Annotated in this window: 11 protein-coding genes and 1 pseudogene; 6 read left to right on the top strand and 6 right to left on the bottom strand. The window is 68.2% G+C overall.

The features are described 5' to 3' along the window. Positions 1-13: 13 nt before the first annotated feature. Together gltB and V9K91_RS15550 are read right to left on the bottom strand one after the other, a co-directional pair. On the bottom strand, positions 14-4,468 hold the full coding sequence (gene gltB, locus V9K91_RS15555; RefSeq protein ID WP_217537848.1) for a glutamate synthase large subunit: 4,455 nt from the start codon (positions 4,466-4,468) through the stop codon (positions 14-16). Positions 4,469-4,633: 165 nt separating this feature from the next. Continuing rightward, positions 4,634-5,041, bottom strand: a complete 408-nt coding sequence (locus tag V9K91_RS15550; RefSeq protein WP_306990247.1) for an I78 family peptidase inhibitor — start codon at positions 5,039-5,041, stop codon at positions 4,634-4,636. A 171-nt stretch (positions 5,042-5,212) separates the two neighbouring features. On the opposite strand from V9K91_RS15550, the pseudogene V9K91_RS15545 reads away from it, so the two are divergent. Further along, a pseudogene (locus V9K91_RS15545) lies at positions 5,213-6,247 on the top strand (DNA topoisomerase IB); the annotation flags it as partial. A 22-nt stretch (positions 6,248-6,269) separates the two neighbouring features. Here V9K91_RS15545 and V9K91_RS15540 read toward each other — a convergent pair. Then, complete coding sequence (locus V9K91_RS15540) at positions 6,270-6,611, bottom strand: hypothetical protein (RefSeq protein ID WP_093535333.1); 342 nt, start codon at positions 6,609-6,611, stop codon at positions 6,270-6,272. A 176-nt stretch (positions 6,612-6,787) separates the two neighbouring features. Here V9K91_RS15540 and V9K91_RS15535 point away from each other — a divergent pair, with 176 nt between their 5' ends. The 3 genes from V9K91_RS15535 to V9K91_RS15525 all read left to right on the top strand — a co-directional run bounded on the left by V9K91_RS15535 (position 6,788) and on the right by V9K91_RS15525 (position 10,253). After that, positions 6,788-7,888, top strand: coding sequence for an SDR family oxidoreductase (locus tag V9K91_RS15535; protein ID WP_306990243.1), 1,101 nt, complete (start codon positions 6,788-6,790; stop codon positions 7,886-7,888). Between the two features lie 133 nt (positions 7,889-8,021). Then, the gene (locus tag V9K91_RS15530; RefSeq protein WP_093535329.1) at positions 8,022-8,408 is read left to right on the top strand and encodes a BlaI/MecI/CopY family transcriptional regulator; all 387 of its coding nucleotides are present in this window, start codon (positions 8,022-8,024) and stop codon (positions 8,406-8,408) included. 3 nt (positions 8,409-8,411) lie between these two features. After that, entirely contained in the window at positions 8,412-10,253 is a 1,842-nt protein-coding gene (locus V9K91_RS15525) for a M56 family metallopeptidase (protein WP_306990241.1), read from the top strand. 90 nt (positions 10,254-10,343) lie between these two features. On the opposite strand, the gene V9K91_RS15520 is transcribed toward V9K91_RS15525, so the two are convergent. Further along, positions 10,344-10,676 (bottom strand): I78 family peptidase inhibitor, encoded by a 333-nt coding sequence (locus V9K91_RS15520; protein WP_093535563.1) that lies wholly within the window; start codon positions 10,674-10,676, stop codon positions 10,344-10,346. Between the two features lie 186 nt (positions 10,677-10,862). Between V9K91_RS15520 and V9K91_RS15515 the strand changes: the two genes are divergently transcribed. Then, entirely contained in the window at positions 10,863-11,237 is a 375-nt protein-coding gene (locus V9K91_RS15515; RefSeq protein ID WP_141236169.1) for a DUF6508 domain-containing protein, read from the top strand. Further along, positions 11,234-12,412 carry an ADP-ribosyltransferase domain-containing protein gene (locus V9K91_RS15510; protein WP_093535323.1) on the top strand — a complete coding sequence of 393 codons (1,179 nt, stop codon included), beginning with the start codon at positions 11,234-11,236 and terminating at the stop codon, positions 12,410-12,412. The genes V9K91_RS15515 and V9K91_RS15510 overlap by 4 nt, the downstream gene beginning before the upstream one ends. An 8-nt stretch (positions 12,413-12,420) precedes the next feature. On the opposite strand, the gene V9K91_RS15505 is transcribed toward V9K91_RS15510, so the two are convergent. Beyond that, positions 12,421-13,449, bottom strand: a complete 1,029-nt coding sequence (locus tag V9K91_RS15505; protein WP_336443619.1) for a ribonuclease H-like domain-containing protein — start codon at positions 13,447-13,449, stop codon at positions 12,421-12,423. Next, entirely contained in the window at positions 13,446-15,926 is a 2,481-nt protein-coding gene (locus V9K91_RS15500; protein ID WP_093535319.1) for a DEAD/DEAH box helicase, read from the bottom strand. Before V9K91_RS15500 ends, V9K91_RS15505 begins: the two co-directional genes overlap by 4 nt. Between the last annotated feature and the right edge of the window lie 156 nt (positions 15,927-16,082).

Genomic DNA, 16,082 nt, shown 5'->3' with positions numbered 1-16,082 from the left:
GGAATCCAGGAAATCAGGCGGCGCGGCGCAGCGATTCGGTCAGCGATTCAATGCTGGCGGCCTTGGGTTTGACCAGCCAGAACTTGCCCACGTAATCGCGGAACTCGTCCAGGATCTGCTGGGCCCAGATGCTGCCGGTGAGCTCGCGGTGGCGGCTGATCAGCGTGTGCAGGTGCTGGCGGTGGTTCTCGAAGCCTTCGGCCGAAATGCGGTGGATGTCGATCAGTTCGTGGTTGTAGCGGTCCACGAAGTCGCGGTCGATATCCAGCACGTAGGCCAGGCCGCCGGTGAAGCCGGCACCGAAGTTCAGGCCCACCTTGCCCAGCACCAGTACGATGCCGTCGGTCATGTACTCGCAGCAGTGGTCGCCGGCGCCTTCGATGACCGCCAGCGCGCCGGAGTTGCGCACGCCGAAGCGTTCGCCCGCGCGGCCGGCGGCGAACAGCTCACCGCCAGTGGCGCCGTACAGGCAGGTGTTGCCGATGATGGCGGTGTTGCGCGCTTCGAAGCGTGCGCCGCGCGGCGGGCGTACCACCAGGCGGCCACCGGCCATGCCCTTGCCCACGTAATCGTTGGCTTCGCCTTCCACTTCCAGCTGCAGGCCGCCCACGTTGAACGCGCCGAAGCTCTGCCCGGCGGTGCCACGGAAGCGCAGGGTCAGCGGCGCATCGCTCATGCCCTGGTTGCCATGCGCGCGCGCGATGGCGCCCGACAGCCGGGTGCCGATGGAGCGGTCGGTGTTGTGGATCAGGAAGCGGTGTTCGCCGCCCAGCTTGCCGGCAATGGCCGGGGCCAGCAGGCCATCCATCTGCGTGGCCAGGCTGTCCGGCGATTCGTACAGGCGCTGCGCGGCGCAGTGGCTGCCGCCGTACTGGGCCGGGTTGAGCAGGCGCGACAGGTCCACCTTGACGCCCGGGCGCGGGGCGACGTCCAGCTGCTGCAGCAGGTCGGTGCGGCCCACGATCTCGTCCAGCGAGCGCACGCCCAGGTAGGACAGCCAGCCGCGCACTTCCTCGGCCAGCAGCCGGAAGAAGTTCTCCACGCGCTCGGGCAGGCCGGTGAAGTACTGCGCGCGCAGGCGCTCATCCTGGGTGGCCACGCCGGTGGCGCAGTTGTTGAGGTGGCAGATGCGCAGGTACTTGCAGCCCAGCACGATCATCGGCGCGGTGCCGAAGCCGAAGCTGTCCGCGCCCAGCAGCGCGGCCTTGATCACGTCCAGCCCGGTCTTCAGGCCGCCATCGGTCTGCAGCAGGGTGCGCCCGCGCAGGTCATTGGCCACCAGCGCCTGGTGCGATTCGGCCACGCCCAGTTCCCACGGCACGCCGGCGTAGCGGATCGAGCTGACCGGGCTGGCACCGGTGCCGCCATCATGGCCGGACACGGTGATCAGGTCCGCACCGGCCTTCACCACGCCGGCGGCGATGGTGCCCACGCCGGCATGCGAGACCAGCTTCACCGACACCAGTGCATCGGGATTGACCTGCTTGAGGTCGTAGATGAGCTGGGCCAGGTCTTCGATCGAATAGATGTCGTGGTGCGGCGGCGGCGAGATCAGGCCAATGCCCGGCTTGGCATAACGCAGCCGCGCGATCAGTTCGTTGACCTTGTGCCCGGGCAGCTGCCCGCCTTCGCCGGGCTTGGCGCCCTGGGCCACCTTGATCTGCAGTACTTCGGCATTCACCAGGTATTCGGCGGTGACGCCGAAGCGGCCCGAGGCCACCTGCTTGATCTTGCTGCGCTTGTTGGTGCCATAGCGCACCGGGTCTTCGCCGCCTTCGCCGGAGTTGCTGCGCCCACCCAGCCGGTTCATGGCGATGGCCAGCGCTTCATGCGCTTCGGGCGACAACGCACCCAGGCTGATCGCGGCGGTGTCGAAGCGGCGGAACAGGTCTTCGGCCGGCGCCACCTCGTCCAGCGGGGTCGGCGTGGGGGCGGCCTTGAGCTGCAGCAGGTCGCGCAGCGCCGACACCGGCCGGCCATGCACCGCCTCGCAGTAGCGCTGCCAGTCGGCGGCATCCCCGCTGCGCGCGGCGCGCTGCAGGGTCATGACCACGTCGGGGTTGTACATGTGGTATTCGCCACCGTGCACGTACTTGAGCACGCCGCCCACCTCCGGGCGCAGCAGGTCGTTCCAGGCGCGCACGGTAAGCTCGCGCGCCTCGTCGTCCAGCCGCGCGAAGCCCACGCCGGCCACGCGCGAGGGCGTTTCCGGGAAGCACAGGTCGACCACTTCGTCGTCCAGGCCGACGATCTCGAACAGCTGCGCGCCGCGGTAACTGGCCACAGTACAGATGCCCATCTTGGAGATGATCTTGGACAGGCCCTTGTAGATGCCCTTGCGATAGCTGCGACCGATCTGCGACTGCTCGCCGCCCTTCTTCAGCTGCAGGATGCCGCGCCGGCCCAGGTCGAACAGGGTCTGGTAGGCCAGGTACGGGTACACCGCCGTGGCGCCGAAGCCGAGCAGGCAGGCCATGTGGTGCGGGTCGCGCGCGGTGCCGGTTTCCAGGATCAGGTTGACGTCGCAGCGCAGCCCGGCGTTGGACAGGTGGTGGTGCACCGCACTGGTGGCCAGCAGCGCATGCACCATCGGCCGGTCGGCCACCGGGTAGCGGTCGCTGAGCAGCAGCATGACGATGCCTTCGCGCGCGGCCGCTTCGGCTTCGGCGCAGATGCGCTCGATGCCGGCCTTCAGCCCTTCGTCCAGGCTGTAGGAGAGGTCGATGAGCCGGTTGCGGTCCACGTACTGCGGCATCTTGATCAGCTGGCGCAGCTTGCGCTGGCTGAGCACCGGCGAATTGAGGATGACGTGGTTCACCGTCTCCGCGCCGGCATGGAAGATGTTGGTCTCCTTGCCGAGCTGGGTGGTGAGCGACATCACGCAGTCTTCCCGCAACGGATCGATCGGCGGGTTGGTGACCTGTGCGAAGGCCTGGCGGAAGTAATCGTAGAGCGGCCGGCTCTGCTGGCTGAGCACGGCCATCGGGGTGTCATCGCCCATCGAGCCGGTGGCTTCCTGCTCGGTCTCGGCCAGTGGGCGCAGGATCTGCTCCACTTCCTCGGTGCTGAGCTGGAACAGCTTGTGGTAACTGCGCAGGGTGCGTTCGTCGAACGGTTCTTCCACCAGCGACGGGTCGATCAGTTCGGTCTGCAGGTAGGTCACGCCCTGCTGCAGCCATTGCTTGTACGGCGCGCGGCCACGGTTGATGCGGTCGATGGCATCCGAATCCAGCAGGTCGCCGCGCTTGAGGTCGATGGCCATCATCTCGCCCGGACCCAGCTTGCCCTTGCGCACCACGCGTTCGGCCGGCACTTCCCACACGCCCGCTTCGGACGCCACCAGGAAGTGGCGGTCGGAGGTGAGCATCCAGCGCGCGGGGCGCAGCCCGTTGCGGTCCAACGTGCAGGCGGCATAGCGGCCATCGCAGGCGACAATGCCGGCCGGGCCGTCCCACGGTTCGCTGTTGAGGCCGTAGAACTCGTAGAACGCAGCCAGGTCGGCGTCCTTGAACTCCAGTGACTGGGTCGCTGGCGGCACCAGGATGCGCAGCGCCTGGATCAGTTCCATGCCGGCGCTGACCATCAGCTCCAGCATGTTGTCCAGGCTCTGCGAATCCGAGCCGTGCATGGAGATCACCGGGTTGAATTCGCCGATGTCGAAGCGCGGGGTCTTCCACACCTTGCTGCGCGCCTGCGCCCAGCGCCGGTTGCCTTCGATGGTGTTGATCTCGCCGTTATGGGCGAGCATGCGGAACGGGTGCGCCAGCGGCCAGCGCGGCAGCGTGTTGGTGGAAAAACGCTGGTGGAAGACGATGGCGCTGGAGGCCAGGTCGTTGCGCTGCAGGTCCGGGTAGAACCGGCTCAGCTTGTCCGGCAGCACCATGCCCTTGTAGCTGATCGCGTTGGGGCTGAGCGTGGTGACGTAATAATCGGCATGTTCGCGCAGCTGCTGTTCGCTGCGGCGGCGGGCCAGGAACAGCGCCAGGGTGAAGGCGGCTTCGTCCTGGCCATGGCCGGCATCGACGAATACCTGTTCGATGTGGGGCAGGGTATCGCGGGCCAGCTGGCCGCACACGCTCGGATCGGTCGGCACCACGCGCCAGCCAAGCGGCTGGCAGCCGGCGTCGCGCAGTTGCTGTTCGAGGGTGTCGCGGCAGGCCTGGGCGGCGGCATCGTCGTGCGGCAGGAACACCACGCCGGCCGCATGCAGTTTCCCGAGGACGATGCCGGCTTCGGCGGCCAGTGCCTGCAGGAACGCTTCGGGGCGGCGCAGCAACAGGCCGCAGCCGTCACCGGTGACACCGTCTGCGGCAACACCGCCGCGGTGGGTCATGCGCGACAGCGCCGCAATCGCGGTGTCGACCAGCAGCCGTGACGGCTGGTCATCCAGTTGCGCCACCATGCCGAAACCACAGGCATCGCGTTCGTCTTGTGGGTCGTAAAGCCCTTGGCGGTTGCGGGGGGCCATCTCTGCCTCAATGTCGGGTGAGCGGCGACACTCGTCCCCGCTCAATCCGTTGAGCGCATCTGGAGGCACCGGATGCTTCGACTAGATCACAGTTGCTGCAACGCCGCAATACACGGTTGCACGCGCAACCAAACCCCTCGAAAACCCGCTTCCGGTACCCCCAATTCAGCCGCAGCGCAGGCCGGTGACCACGCCCTTTTCGTCGACTTCAATGTTCAGCCGCTCGCCGACGAATTCCATGGTGGTCATGTCGTCCGGCTTGAGCACGCGCAGCTGGCGCGCGCTGGCATCCTGCTGCGCCTGCGCACCGATGGCATCGCTGTAGGGCTGGCCGACCAGGCTCTGCACCTGGTTGGCATCGCAGTTGCCGACCGGCGGTGCCTCGGTGGCCTTGGCCGTGGTGTCGGCGGGCGCCGCAGCGACTTCTTCGGCGGCCTTCTGCGCGTGGGTACCCGCTGCTTCCTGTTCGTCCATCGGCGGGGCCTTGCAGGCGCCCAGCAACAGCAGGGTGGGGACCAGGGTGGCAGCCAGGATCGTGGGGCCAAACGGGCGGCGGAAGGAGAAGGACGACATCGAGACTCCGGAGTTCCAGGCGGTAAACCGTGGAGCATATCGTCAAGGCGGGTGTGAGGTGTTTGTGTTGCGTTATTGACGCGGCGCCGTCGCGCCACCCACCACACTGCAGGCCCGTTCCGTCGCCCTGCTTCCATGCCCGCACGCCTTGCCACCCCCGAAGCCACCGCAGCCCGCGACGCCGGCCTGCGCTATGTCACCGACGAGCTGCCCGGCATCGCCCGCCGCCGCGCCGGCAAGGGCTTCAGCTACCGCGACGCCGACGGGCACGCGGTCCGCGACGCTGCCACCCTGGCCCGGATCCGCTCGCTGGCGATCCCCCCCGCATACACCGATGTGTGGATCTGCGCGCTGGCCAACGGCCACCTGCAGGCGACCGGGCGCGATGCCCGCCGGCGCAAGCAGTACCGCTACCACCCGGACTGGGCGCGGGTGCGCGGCGACGGCAAGTTCGACCGGGTCATCGCCTTCGGCGAGGCGCTTCCGGCGCTGCGCCGCCGCCTGCGCCGCGATCTCAAGCTGCCCGGCTTCCCGCAGGACAAGGTGCTGGCGATCGTGGTCGCGCTGCTGGCCGAAACCCTGGTCCGCGTGGGTAACCCCGAGTATGCCCGCGACAACCGCTCCTACGGCCTGACCACCCTGCGCAACCGCCACCTCGAACTGGTCAAGGGCGGGCGTGCGCGCATGCGCTTCCGTGGCAAGTCGGGCCAGCAGCATGAGGTGGACATCGACGACACGCGGCTGGTGGGCCTGATCAAGGGCTGCCAGCAGCTGCCGGGGCAGGCCCTGTTCCAGTACCGGGATGATGACGGCGCGCTGCAGCCGGTCGATTCGGGCCAGGTCAACGCCTACCTGCGCGATGCGATGGGCACCGATTTCAGCGCCAAGGACTTCCGCACCTGGGGTGGCACGGTGGCCGCCCTGCGCCATTTCGCTGCAACGGCGCTGCCGGAGACGTCCAGCGAGCGCGCGCTGGCCGCGCTGCAGAAGGAAGTGGTGTGCGAGGTGGCCACGCTGCTGGGCAACACCCCCTCGGTGTGCCGCAAGGCCTACATCGATCCCAGCGTGTTCGACGGCTGGCGCAGCGGGTCGCTGGCGCGGTTGGCCGGCCTGCGCGGCGAGCGGCAATGGGAGCAGGCGACGCTGAAGTTCCTGCGCAGCGCGCGGCGCACGGTGAAGAAGGCCAAGGCCGGGACAGCGCGCTGAGGGCGCGATCCCGGCCAGGACATCAGCCGCAGTAGATGGCGGTGATGTTGTTGGTGCGGCCGGTCTCGATGGTCAGGCGTTCGCCACCGCTCTCCGCGCCCGGGCTGGGGTTGGCCGCGCCGCTGGCGGTGGGGCCACTTTCGGTGCGCTGGCCACGCAGCACGTTCACCTGCAGGCTGTCGCTGTCCACGCGGGCGCGCTCGATGGTGGCGGCCGACGCGGCCAGGCCCACGGCGCCACGCACCTTGTCGACATGGCACTGGCCGGAGATGACGCCGTCGATCGGCTGCACCTGCGCCACCGGCGTGCTGCTGCAGGCGGAGAGAAGGGTCACGGCGGCAACGGCAAGCAGGGGACGAAACATGGGGCGGCTCCAACGGGGATTCTGGTGCCCACGATGCCGCTGGGTGCGTATGCGGCGGATGAAGCCGTACACGTCATGGCGACATGCCATTCACCGTATGCGACCGGCCCGGCGGCCACACTGCCCTTGCCTCGCCCTCCACCCGCATCGAGGCAAATGCTACGAAGGAGTTGACCATGGCCACGGCCAAGAAAACCCGTAAACGTACGACCCCCGCCGCGACCTCCGCCGAGCCCAAGGCAACGCGCACGCGCACCCCGGTGGTGAAGACCGCCACCCGCAAAGCCGCCGCCACCGATCCGCGCGCCGCGCGCGTGGCCGCCCGCCAGCGCCGCCTGCAGGACCAGGAAAAGGCCAAGGACGCGCGCGCCGCGGCGAAGAAGGCCAGCAAGAAAGCCCCGAAGAAGGCCACCCAGGCCGGCAGCCGCAAGCAGCCTGAAACCATGCCGGCGCAGCACATCGCCAAGCCCGGCAACGAACACGAACTGGATCTGGCCCCGCGCTTCCTGGCGCCGGATTACGTCGGCAGCGGCAAGCTCAAGGGCAAGCGCGCCATCATCACCGGCGCCGATTCCGGCATCGGCCGCGCGGTGGCCGTGCTGTTCGCCCGCGAAGGCGCCGACGTGGCGGTGCTGCACTTGGACGAAGCCGAGGATGCCGAGGTCACCCGCCAGCATGTGGAAGCCGAAGGCACCCGCTGCGTGGTGATCGCCGGTGACGTGCGCGATCCCAAGTTCTGCAACAAGGCCGTCAAGCAGGTAGCCAAGGCGTTCGGCGGCATCGACATCCTGGTCAATAATGCCGCGTTCCAGCTCCACTGCGAACGCCTGGAAGACCTGGAAGACGAACACCTGCAGGAAACCCTGCAGACCAACATCGGCGGCTACATCCAGATGGCGCGTGCGGTACTGCCGCACCTGGAAGAGGGCGACTGCATCATCAACACCGGTTCGGAAACCGGGTTGTTCGGCAGCAAGGCGCTGATCGACTATTCGTCCACCAAGGGCGCCATCCATGCATTCACCAAGGCGCTGGCCAGCCAGCTGCTGCCGCGCGGCATCCGCGTCAACGCGGTCGCCCCCGGCCCGGTGTGGACCCCGCTCAACCCGGCCGACAAGCAGGCGCCGGACGTCGCCGAATTTGGCAAGGGCAGCGACATGGGCCGGCCGGCACAGCCGGAGGAACTGTCGCCGGCGTATGTGTTCCTGGCCTCGCCGATCACCGCCAGCTACATCAGCGGGGTGATCCTGCCGGTGATGGGCGGCCCGAAGGGATAAAGGCCAGGCCGAAGGGGACGACATGCGACGCGGCGGCTTCCGCATTACCGTTCGTCGGCTGCGACCGTCCGGCACTTGACGACACGTGTAGTCACTGGCACCGTCGCTACACGTGTAGTCAACGGAGTGTGCCATGCGCGGCAAGACCATCGGGGACCAGGAACTGGCCCTGCTGCAGTACATAGCGGAACAGGACGACGCCAGCGTCGGCGAAGTGGCGGCCGGCTTCGGCGAGGAGCGTGGCCTGGCCCGCTCTACCGTGCTGACCATGATGGAGCGCCTGCGTGGCAAGGCGTATCTCCAGCGCCAGCAGGTCGAGGGCGTGTACCGCTACTCCGCCACCGGCGAACAGGACAGCGTGGTGCAGGGCGCGGTGGCGAGCTTCGTGGAGAAGACGCTGCAGGGCTCGGTGTCGCCCTTCGTCGCCTTCATGTCGCACAAGGCCGAGGTCAGCGACAGCGAACTGGCCGAACTTGAAGCGCTGGTCGCACAGCTGCAATCACGCAAGCGGGAGGGCTGAGCCATGGACACCCTGATGATGGAACTGCTGACCCGCCTGGCCTGGACCAGCGTGCAGAGCGCGCTGCTGGTGGCGCTGGTCTGGGGCGTGTGCCGGCTGCTGCCGCGGCTGCCCGCCGCCACGCGCTGCCGCCTGTGGTGGCTGGTGGCCCTGCAGGCCGTGCTGGGTCTGGTCTGGAGCAGCCCGCTCGAACTGGCGGTACTGCCGGCCCCGGGCATCGACAACGCCACCCTGGTGGCCCAGCCGATGGTGCAGGCGCCGACGACGCTGGCGCCGATGGCAATCGATACCGTGACCGCCACGCCGACCGCTGCGTCGCTGTCCTGGCAGAGCGTGGTGTTCGCGCTGTGGGCGGCAGGCGTGTTGCTGATGGTGGTGCACAGCCTGCGTGCCTACCGGCAGAGCCGCGCGCTGGTACGCAATGCGGTGCCCTGCACCGACGCCGGCCTGCAGCAGGCGCTGCAGCTGGCCGCCGAAGCGCATGGGCTTGCCCGCGCGCCGCAGCTGAAATTGTCCGCGCAGATCCGTTCGCCGCAGCTGATCGGCCCGTGGAACCCGGTGCTGCTGCTGCCCGCGCGTGAACTGCCGGCGATGGCCGCCGATGACCTGGACATGGCGCTGACCCATGAGCTGGTCCACCTGCAGCGCCGCGACCTGTGGTTCGGGCTGCTGCCTGCGCTGGCGCAACACCTGCTGTTCTTCCACCCGCTGCTGCACGTGGCCGTGCGCGAATACGCGTTGGCTCGGGAAGAGGCGTGCGACAGCGCGGTGGTGGCCGGGCACGGGCATTGCCGCCACGACTACGGCCGCCTGCTGGTGCAGCTGGGCGTGGCGCCGCGACCGGCGGTGGGCGTGGCCAGTGCCTCGCCCAACTTCCGCAGCCTCAAGCGCCGCCTGCTCACCCTTCAACAGACCGGCAGTTTCCCGCGCGTGGCGTCGCTGGCAATCACCGCGCTGTTCGTGGTCATCGGCGTGGCGCCGATGCGGCTGGTGGCTGCCGTTCCGCCCCCGCCGCCAGCACCCCCGGTGCTGACCGCGCCCGCTGCACCTGCTGCCCCTGCGGTTCCGGCCGCACCGGCTGTGCCGGCGGCCGTCGCCGCGCCAGCGGCCCCGGCGGTGCCACGTCCGGTCACTGCACCGCGTGCACCGGCGCCCCCGGCCGCACCCGCACCGCCGCCGCACCCGGACAGTGTGAGCAGCAGCACCAGCACCAGTACCACCACCATCACCCACGGTCGTCTGGACCTCTCGCACCAGCCGCGCCAGGCCTTCGTGCTGATGGGCGGCGGCGACAACTTCGTCGATGCCTCGATGGCCGACCTCAAGCAGGCGCAGCGTGATGTGCAGGGTCGCGACCCGGCGTTGTGGGTGCGCGTCGGCAACGAGCGTTACCTCGTGCGTGATCCGGCGCTGCTGCAGTCGCTGTCCCAGGCCCAGCAGCAGGTGGCCAGGCTGGGCGAGCAGCAGGGCGCGCTGGGCGACCGCATGGGCGCACTGGGCGAGCAGCAGGGTGAGCTGGGCGAGCGCATTGCCGAGGTGGCGATGCGCGCCAGCCGCGATGCGATGGAGTCGATGGATGCAGCGGAAATGGCCAACAATGCCGCGCGTACCACGAAGGGCGATGCAGCGCTGGCCGAACGCGCCGCGCAGCGCGCCAAGGCGGACGCGGCGGCAGCGGTGGACCACCGCCGCATCGCCGAGATCGCCCGCCAGCAGGCCGAACTGGCCCGCCAGCAGTCAGGCCTGGCGCAGCAGCAGAGCATCGCCTCGGCCCAGATCGCCCGCGACGTGCGCAAGGCGTTCGACAAAGCGCTGGCCGACGGCACGGCTCAGCGCCTGCGCTGAACCAGCCGATCAACGCAACGCAGAGCCACCCCCTGGGTGGCTAGACGCGGCTCCACACCGTCCAACACACGTTGAACGGTGGAGGCGGGCTTAATTGCAGCCGATGCGCTCGATCTCGTTCTTGTCGTTGACGTTGATGGTCAACCGGTCTTCGCGGAAATCCATCGTGACCGCCATGCCCGGTTTCACCACGCGGACATGCTTGGCCCCGCTCTTGGCAACGGCCTGCTTGACCAGCGCTTCGTCAGCGCGTTTTCCATTGAACTGCTCAAGCACTTCTGGATTGCATTTCACGGTGCCGCCATCCGCAACCTGCGGAACCGGATCGACTACTTCCTTGGATTCTTCAGTGCTTTTCGGCGGTGTACTGCACGCGGTGAGAGGCAGTACGCAGCCGATCAACAACAGCAGGGGCAGGCGCATGGCGGACTCCAGGAAGGCGGGTGGACGCATAGCATGCACGCGTCGGGCTGCACCGCATGTCAACGGGAAGGTGGGATGAAGGCGGCGTGAGAATGCCGTCCGGCCGACGGCGCTAGGATCGCGGCTGCGGGGGTACCACTGACATACACCACGGCGCACCGCGCCGCTGGGTTGCAGGAGTACGCCATGACATTGGAACCGCACCTCACCCGTGAGCAGTTGGACTGCTTCATCGAGTACGCGACGAGCGTGCTGCGAAGACGTGAAGCCGGGCAGGACGTCAGCCCGGCACTGGAAGAATTCCTTGCAGCAGTCTATGCCAAGGGGTTCGTCGTTCCCTACGACTGGATGAGCGCCTACGCGCTTCACGCGCGTGACCTGGAGGACGCCGCGTTACTGCAGTCCATGGACCTGGACGCATTCCGCCGCGCCGCGATCACGCATCTGCGGATGGATCGCTTCAGCGAAGGTCACTTGAAGCATCTGCTCCAGACCGGGTATTTCGCCGCGATGGTGGAACGCGCCCGCCAGCTGCGCACCACGCTCAGGGGAACGCCATGAACTACATTGACACCCATTACGTAGACCACCCGGGTACCGATCCGCGAGTGCTGACGCTGTGCAGTGGCAGCATCGCTACCCTGCCGCAGGACCTCGACCTGCAGTTCCTTGCCATTTCCAGCGCACCGCATGACTACACACCCGCACAGAACCCCTTCATTGCCGAGCTGGAGACGCTTGGCATCTCCGTGGCCGCGCTGGAGGAGAACTACCGCCTGCGGGATTTCCGTCCCTCGTTGCCGTGCTGGGCATCCCAACGGCTTACGCAGTCCAACGCCCGCTTTGGCCACCTGCTGGTCTGGGAGCCGGACGTGGGCGATCTGGACAATACGTTGCGGGCCATCCCCGAGGCGTTCGTTGCCCTGCACCGGGTCGCCGGTCACCTGGGCGCAGGCACGGCCATGTTCCTTGCCTGGCCAGCGGACGGGAATGCAACGGCCGAAGATGTATTCCGCATGCAGTTCTTCGCGGCTGCCGCGCTGGCAGCCAGGGCCCAATGGAGCACGTTGTACCTGATGGTGCCGGACAGCCTCGCTGCGGAGGCGGCGACGTGGTTTTCATCGCTGAAGGCAGCGTACGACGATCCACCGGTACAGATTCCCGGGCATCTTTCGGCGCGCGCACGCGCCGAACTGCCGTTGCACCTGAGCGCAGTCCCGTCACGTCACCACGATGTTCCGCATGTCACCGAACGCCAGGCGGCCGCAATCCACGCGTACACGGCTGCGGTGTACATGCCCATCAATCGCGCGCTGCGCCAGGGCGACATGCGGCATCCGGACTTCATCGTCATGCAACCCATCATCGAAGCGATCGCCAGCGGACTGGCGCAGCTGGCACCGCATGATTTCGTTGAACCGGTAAGGAGAAAGGTGACCCCATTCGAGGGTATCGAAGAGCTGTACGCCGACGGCATCGTCACCCGGGAGCTTGCATTCACGAGCTCTACGACACGCAACCCGCCATACGATGGCGGTTGGATATTCTCCCTGCGCGGCATCCTGGGGCGCTATATCGCAGAGTTGTCCATCATTCCCGAAGAGACGGAGGTCCTGTTCGACAGCGGCATGGACCAGCTTGTGACGTCGGTGGAGCCGTCGGGCGACTATCACGTCTATCTCGACAGCCATCAGGTCATCCCAGGGGCGGCGGGGGTTGGTGAAACCCACCTGTAAAAGCGGATTCAGCCCTGCAGCGCGAGCGTCTCCCGCTCGCGCTGTTCTTCAGCCACCAACCGCAGCATCAGCAGCGACAGGGTGACCACGTCCTGGTGGTTGTGCTCGGCCACCCGGCGCAGGTTCACTGCGCTGCCGCCGCGCAGGTAGTTCAGCCATGCGGCCGGGGCTTCAGAACCGGGCAGGTCGTCTTCGCGCACGATCTGCAGCAGCTGGCGCTCGATGGTGGCCAGCCGGCAGTTCTCCCAGGTGCCGCGGTAACGGCGGCGGGTGGGGAACAGCAGGTCCACGTGGTCCAGCGGGGTGATCGGACAGCGCTGGCGGGCCAGCCGGTAGCGGGTCTTCAGCAGCGGTGCGTCGTAGCAGCGGCCGTTGTAGCTGGAAAACACCGTGGTGGGCTGCAGCCAGCGCGCGAACTCGGCCAGCATCGCGGTCTCGGCGGCCATGGTGGTCATCAGCAGCTGGCGGATGCGCAGGCCGTCGCCGCGCGCGGCATCGCGGTGCCAGTCGGCCGCGCCGATCATGAAGGCACGGGTGCCGGTGCCGCCGGCCAGGCCGGTGGTTTCGGTATCGAAGAACATCAGGTCCTGCGGCTGCACCTGTTCGCCGTCGCGTTTGGCGAAGGCCAGCGACAGCGGCTGGGTGGGAATGGGCTGGGCCAGGAACGATTCGATCAGGAACAGCCCGGGTGCGATTTCATGGCCGGGCACCTGGCGGTCCTGCGCATTCGCGCGCGGTCTTGCCGCCGCCGCACCGCGATCACGCAGCCCCAGCAGCCGGTGCAGGCCACCTACATCGGGCCTGCGCAGCGGTGGTGGTGCCGGCACGGGCGCGCTCGCACCGGTCGGCTTGTGGCGGATTTCCTGCTCCACCCAGGCGAACACCGAATCCGGCGCGGGCCGGCGCGCCTGGGCATCGTTGGCCGCCACCGGCGCTGCGGGTACAGGCGCGGCAGCGGGCTCGGCTGCCGCCGGGCGCGGCGTGGCGTCACCGGCCTGGCGCCGCAGCAGGCGCAGCTTGTCCAGGCTCAGGCTCAAAACGGCACCACCTCGGCCTCGTGCTGCGCACGTGCGCTGGCAGCCGGCAGCGCCTGTTCGTCAAACAGCGCCAGTACCTTCAAGGCCAGCGCCTTGGGCGTGGTGGCATCGTCTTCCTGGCCGGCCAGCACCGGGCCCACGCAGGCCGGGCAACCGGCCTTGCAGTCGCAGCGCTGCACCAGTTCCTGCGCGCGTTGCAGCAGCTCGGCCTGGCGCAGCCACAGCGGCTCGCTCAAGCCCACGCCGCCGGGGAAGTTGTCGTACAGGTACACGGTGGGCACGAACTGCTGCTGCAGTTCGATGGCGCTGGCATCGAACTCGGCGCCACGCAGCTGGCCGCGACCGCTCTGGTCGGCAACTGCAAACCACGCGCCGTCGCCATTGCCCACCGCCTTCTGCAGGTCGCGCGCATCGGCCATCACCGCCACCGTGGCGACGATGTGCAGCGCGTAGGCCGCACCCAGGAAGCCATCCAGTGCTTCCTGTTTCGAATCGAACGCGGTCAGCAGCAGCCCCTGCGGCAGCTGCCACCACACCGCGGTGGTGTGCAGTTCCTGGTCGGGCAGGTTGACCGGCCCATAGCCGATGTTTTCGTGGGTGTAGTAGCGGATCTTCTTGTAGCCGGCCACGCGCCGCACCACGTGCACTTCGCCGTGGTGCGAATCGCCCTGGCCGGCCATGCAGCCGTCGAAGCGGTCCAGCACCTTGAGCTTGGTGAAGTCGATGCTGTCGGTGTAGTAGTCCACGTGGGTGCGGGTGACGTAGGCCTTGCGGCCTTCCCAGTCGAGACGTTCCACCTGGTACGGGGTGGACTGCACCATGTGGATGGCGCCTTCGTACAGGGTCAGCGCGGCGGCGGAGTAATCCACCTCGGCAATGATCTGCTGCTTGCCGTCGCTGCGGTCCACCACCACGAAGTTGCCGTCGGCCACCGAACGCAGGCTCACCGCGTTGGCCGGGTAGCTGTCGGCGATCCACTCCCAGCGGTCGCCTTCGCGGTGCACCACCTCGGTTTCGGCCAGCGCTTCGAGGAACACCAGCGGATCGATCGGCCCGAACGGGTCGCCGGCCAGGAACGGCAGCTCGAAGGCGGCGCAGCGGATGTGGTCGAACAGGATCAGCGGCTGGTCCGGGGCGGTGCGCGCGTGTTCGGGCGAGGCCTCGGCGAAGAAGTCCGGGTGCCGCACCACGTACTGGTCCAGCGGCTGGGAGCTGGCCACCAGCACGCCAAGGGCGGGCTGCTGGCGTCGGCCGGCGCGGCCAAAGCGCTGCCAGGTGGCGGCCACGCTGCCGGGATAGCCGTTGAGCACCACCACGTCCAGGCTGCCGATATCCACGCCCAGCTCCAGCGCCGAGGTGCTGACGATGCCGTCGATGCTGCCGGCGCGCATGGCGCGTTCGGTCTCGCGGCGCTCGGTGGGCAGGTAGCCGCCGCGATAGGCGCGGATGCGTGGGGGCTTGCGCGGGTCGTGGTCGAAGATGTCCTTGAGGTACTTGGTGAGCACTTCGACCATCAACCGGCTCTGCGCGAAGATCAGGGTCTTCAGCCCGGATTTGATCGCGATGCGGGCGATGCGGTTGCTCTGCGACCGCGCCGAGGCACGCAGGCCCAGGTCGGCATTGACCACCGGCGGGTTCCACAGCAGCACGTGCTTGGGCCCGGTCGGCGCGCCGGATTCGGTGATGGCGGTGACCGGTGCCTCGATCAGCGCTTCGGCATGCGCCTGCGGGTTGCCGATGGTGGCCGAGCACAGGATGAACTGCGGCGACACGCCGTAGAAGGCGCAGATCCGCTTGAGCCGGCGCAGCACGTTGGTGACATGGCTGCCGAATACGCCGCGGTAGGTGTGCACCTCATCGATCACCACATAGCGCAGGTTCTCGAAAAACTGCGCCCACTTGGTGTGATGCGGCAGGATGGCCTGGTGCAGCATGTCCGGGTTGGAGACCACGATGTCGCCGTGCAGGCGGATCGCCTGGCGCGCGTCACCGGGGGTGTCCCCGTCGAACGTGAACGCCTTGACCCCCAGGTCGCCGGCGCGGTTGAGCTCCAGCAGCTCGGCCACCTGGTCCTGGGCCAACGCCTTGGTTGGGAACAGGTACAGCGCCTTGGCCTTGCCCTGCATGGCGGCGCTGACCACCGGCAGGGTGTAGCACAGCGACTTGCCGCTGGCGGTGGGGGTGACGATGGCCACGTGCTCACCCCGCTGGGTGGCCTCCCATGCTTCGGCCTGGTGGCTGTACAGCTGCTCGATGCCCCGCGCCTTCAGCGCGGCGGTCAGCGCGGCCGGCACATCCGCCGGGATCGGCGCATAGCGGCCTTCGCGGCCCGGGATCGTGAAACTGCCGGTGATGCGGTCGGCGTAGCGCTGCTGCAGGCGCGCGGTGAGCAGCGCGCCGTTGCGCGAGGGCAGCCCGTCGGTGGTCGCGAGGCGGCGCTCGGCATCTTCGGTGCGCTTGGCGAGTTCGTAGGCCATGGGTACAACGGTCTGCAAAGGACGCCATGGAAGCACAATCGCGTCTCAGCGGTTGAGACATCGCCGGCAGGCCGGGTGAATGATTCAGCGCCTGCGCTGCGGTCGGGCACGGGCAACGAAATCTGAAGGCGGTCTTCGTATGCTGCGCGCTGGACG

This window comes from Stenotrophomonas sp. CCNWLW57, assembly GCF_037203925.1.
Lineage (GTDB): Bacteria > Pseudomonadota > Gammaproteobacteria > Xanthomonadales > Xanthomonadaceae > Stenotrophomonas > Stenotrophomonas rhizophila_A.
The sequence above is the reverse complement of the archived record's forward strand: the minus strand, read 5'-3'. Positions and strand labels throughout refer to the sequence as shown.

Excerpts from the sequence above, each read along its gene's own strand:
- gltB (WP_217537848.1), bottom strand. The coding sequence starts at position 4,468 with ATGGCCCCCCGCAACCGCCAAGGGCTTTACGACCCACAAGACGAACGC.
- V9K91_RS15550 (WP_306990247.1), bottom strand. The coding sequence starts at position 5,041 with ATGTCGTCCTTCTCCTTCCGCCGCCCGTTTGGCCCCACGATCCTGGCT.
- V9K91_RS15540 (WP_093535333.1), bottom strand. The coding sequence starts at position 6,611 with ATGTTTCGTCCCCTGCTTGCCGTTGCCGCCGTGACCCTTCTCTCCGCC.
- V9K91_RS15535 (WP_306990243.1), top strand. The coding sequence starts at position 6,788 with ATGGCCACGGCCAAGAAAACCCGTAAACGTACGACCCCCGCCGCGACC.
- V9K91_RS15530 (WP_093535329.1), top strand. The coding sequence starts at position 8,022 with ATGCGCGGCAAGACCATCGGGGACCAGGAACTGGCCCTGCTGCAGTAC.
- V9K91_RS15525 (WP_306990241.1), top strand. The coding sequence starts at position 8,412 with ATGGACACCCTGATGATGGAACTGCTGACCCGCCTGGCCTGGACCAGC.
- V9K91_RS15520 (WP_093535563.1), bottom strand. The coding sequence starts at position 10,676 with ATGCGCCTGCCCCTGCTGTTGTTGATCGGCTGCGTACTGCCTCTCACC.
- V9K91_RS15515 (WP_141236169.1), top strand. The coding sequence starts at position 10,863 with ATGACATTGGAACCGCACCTCACCCGTGAGCAGTTGGACTGCTTCATC.
- V9K91_RS15510 (WP_093535323.1), top strand. The coding sequence starts at position 11,234 with ATGAACTACATTGACACCCATTACGTAGACCACCCGGGTACCGATCCG.
- V9K91_RS15500 (WP_093535319.1), bottom strand. The coding sequence starts at position 15,926 with ATGGCCTACGAACTCGCCAAGCGCACCGAAGATGCCGAGCGCCGCCTC.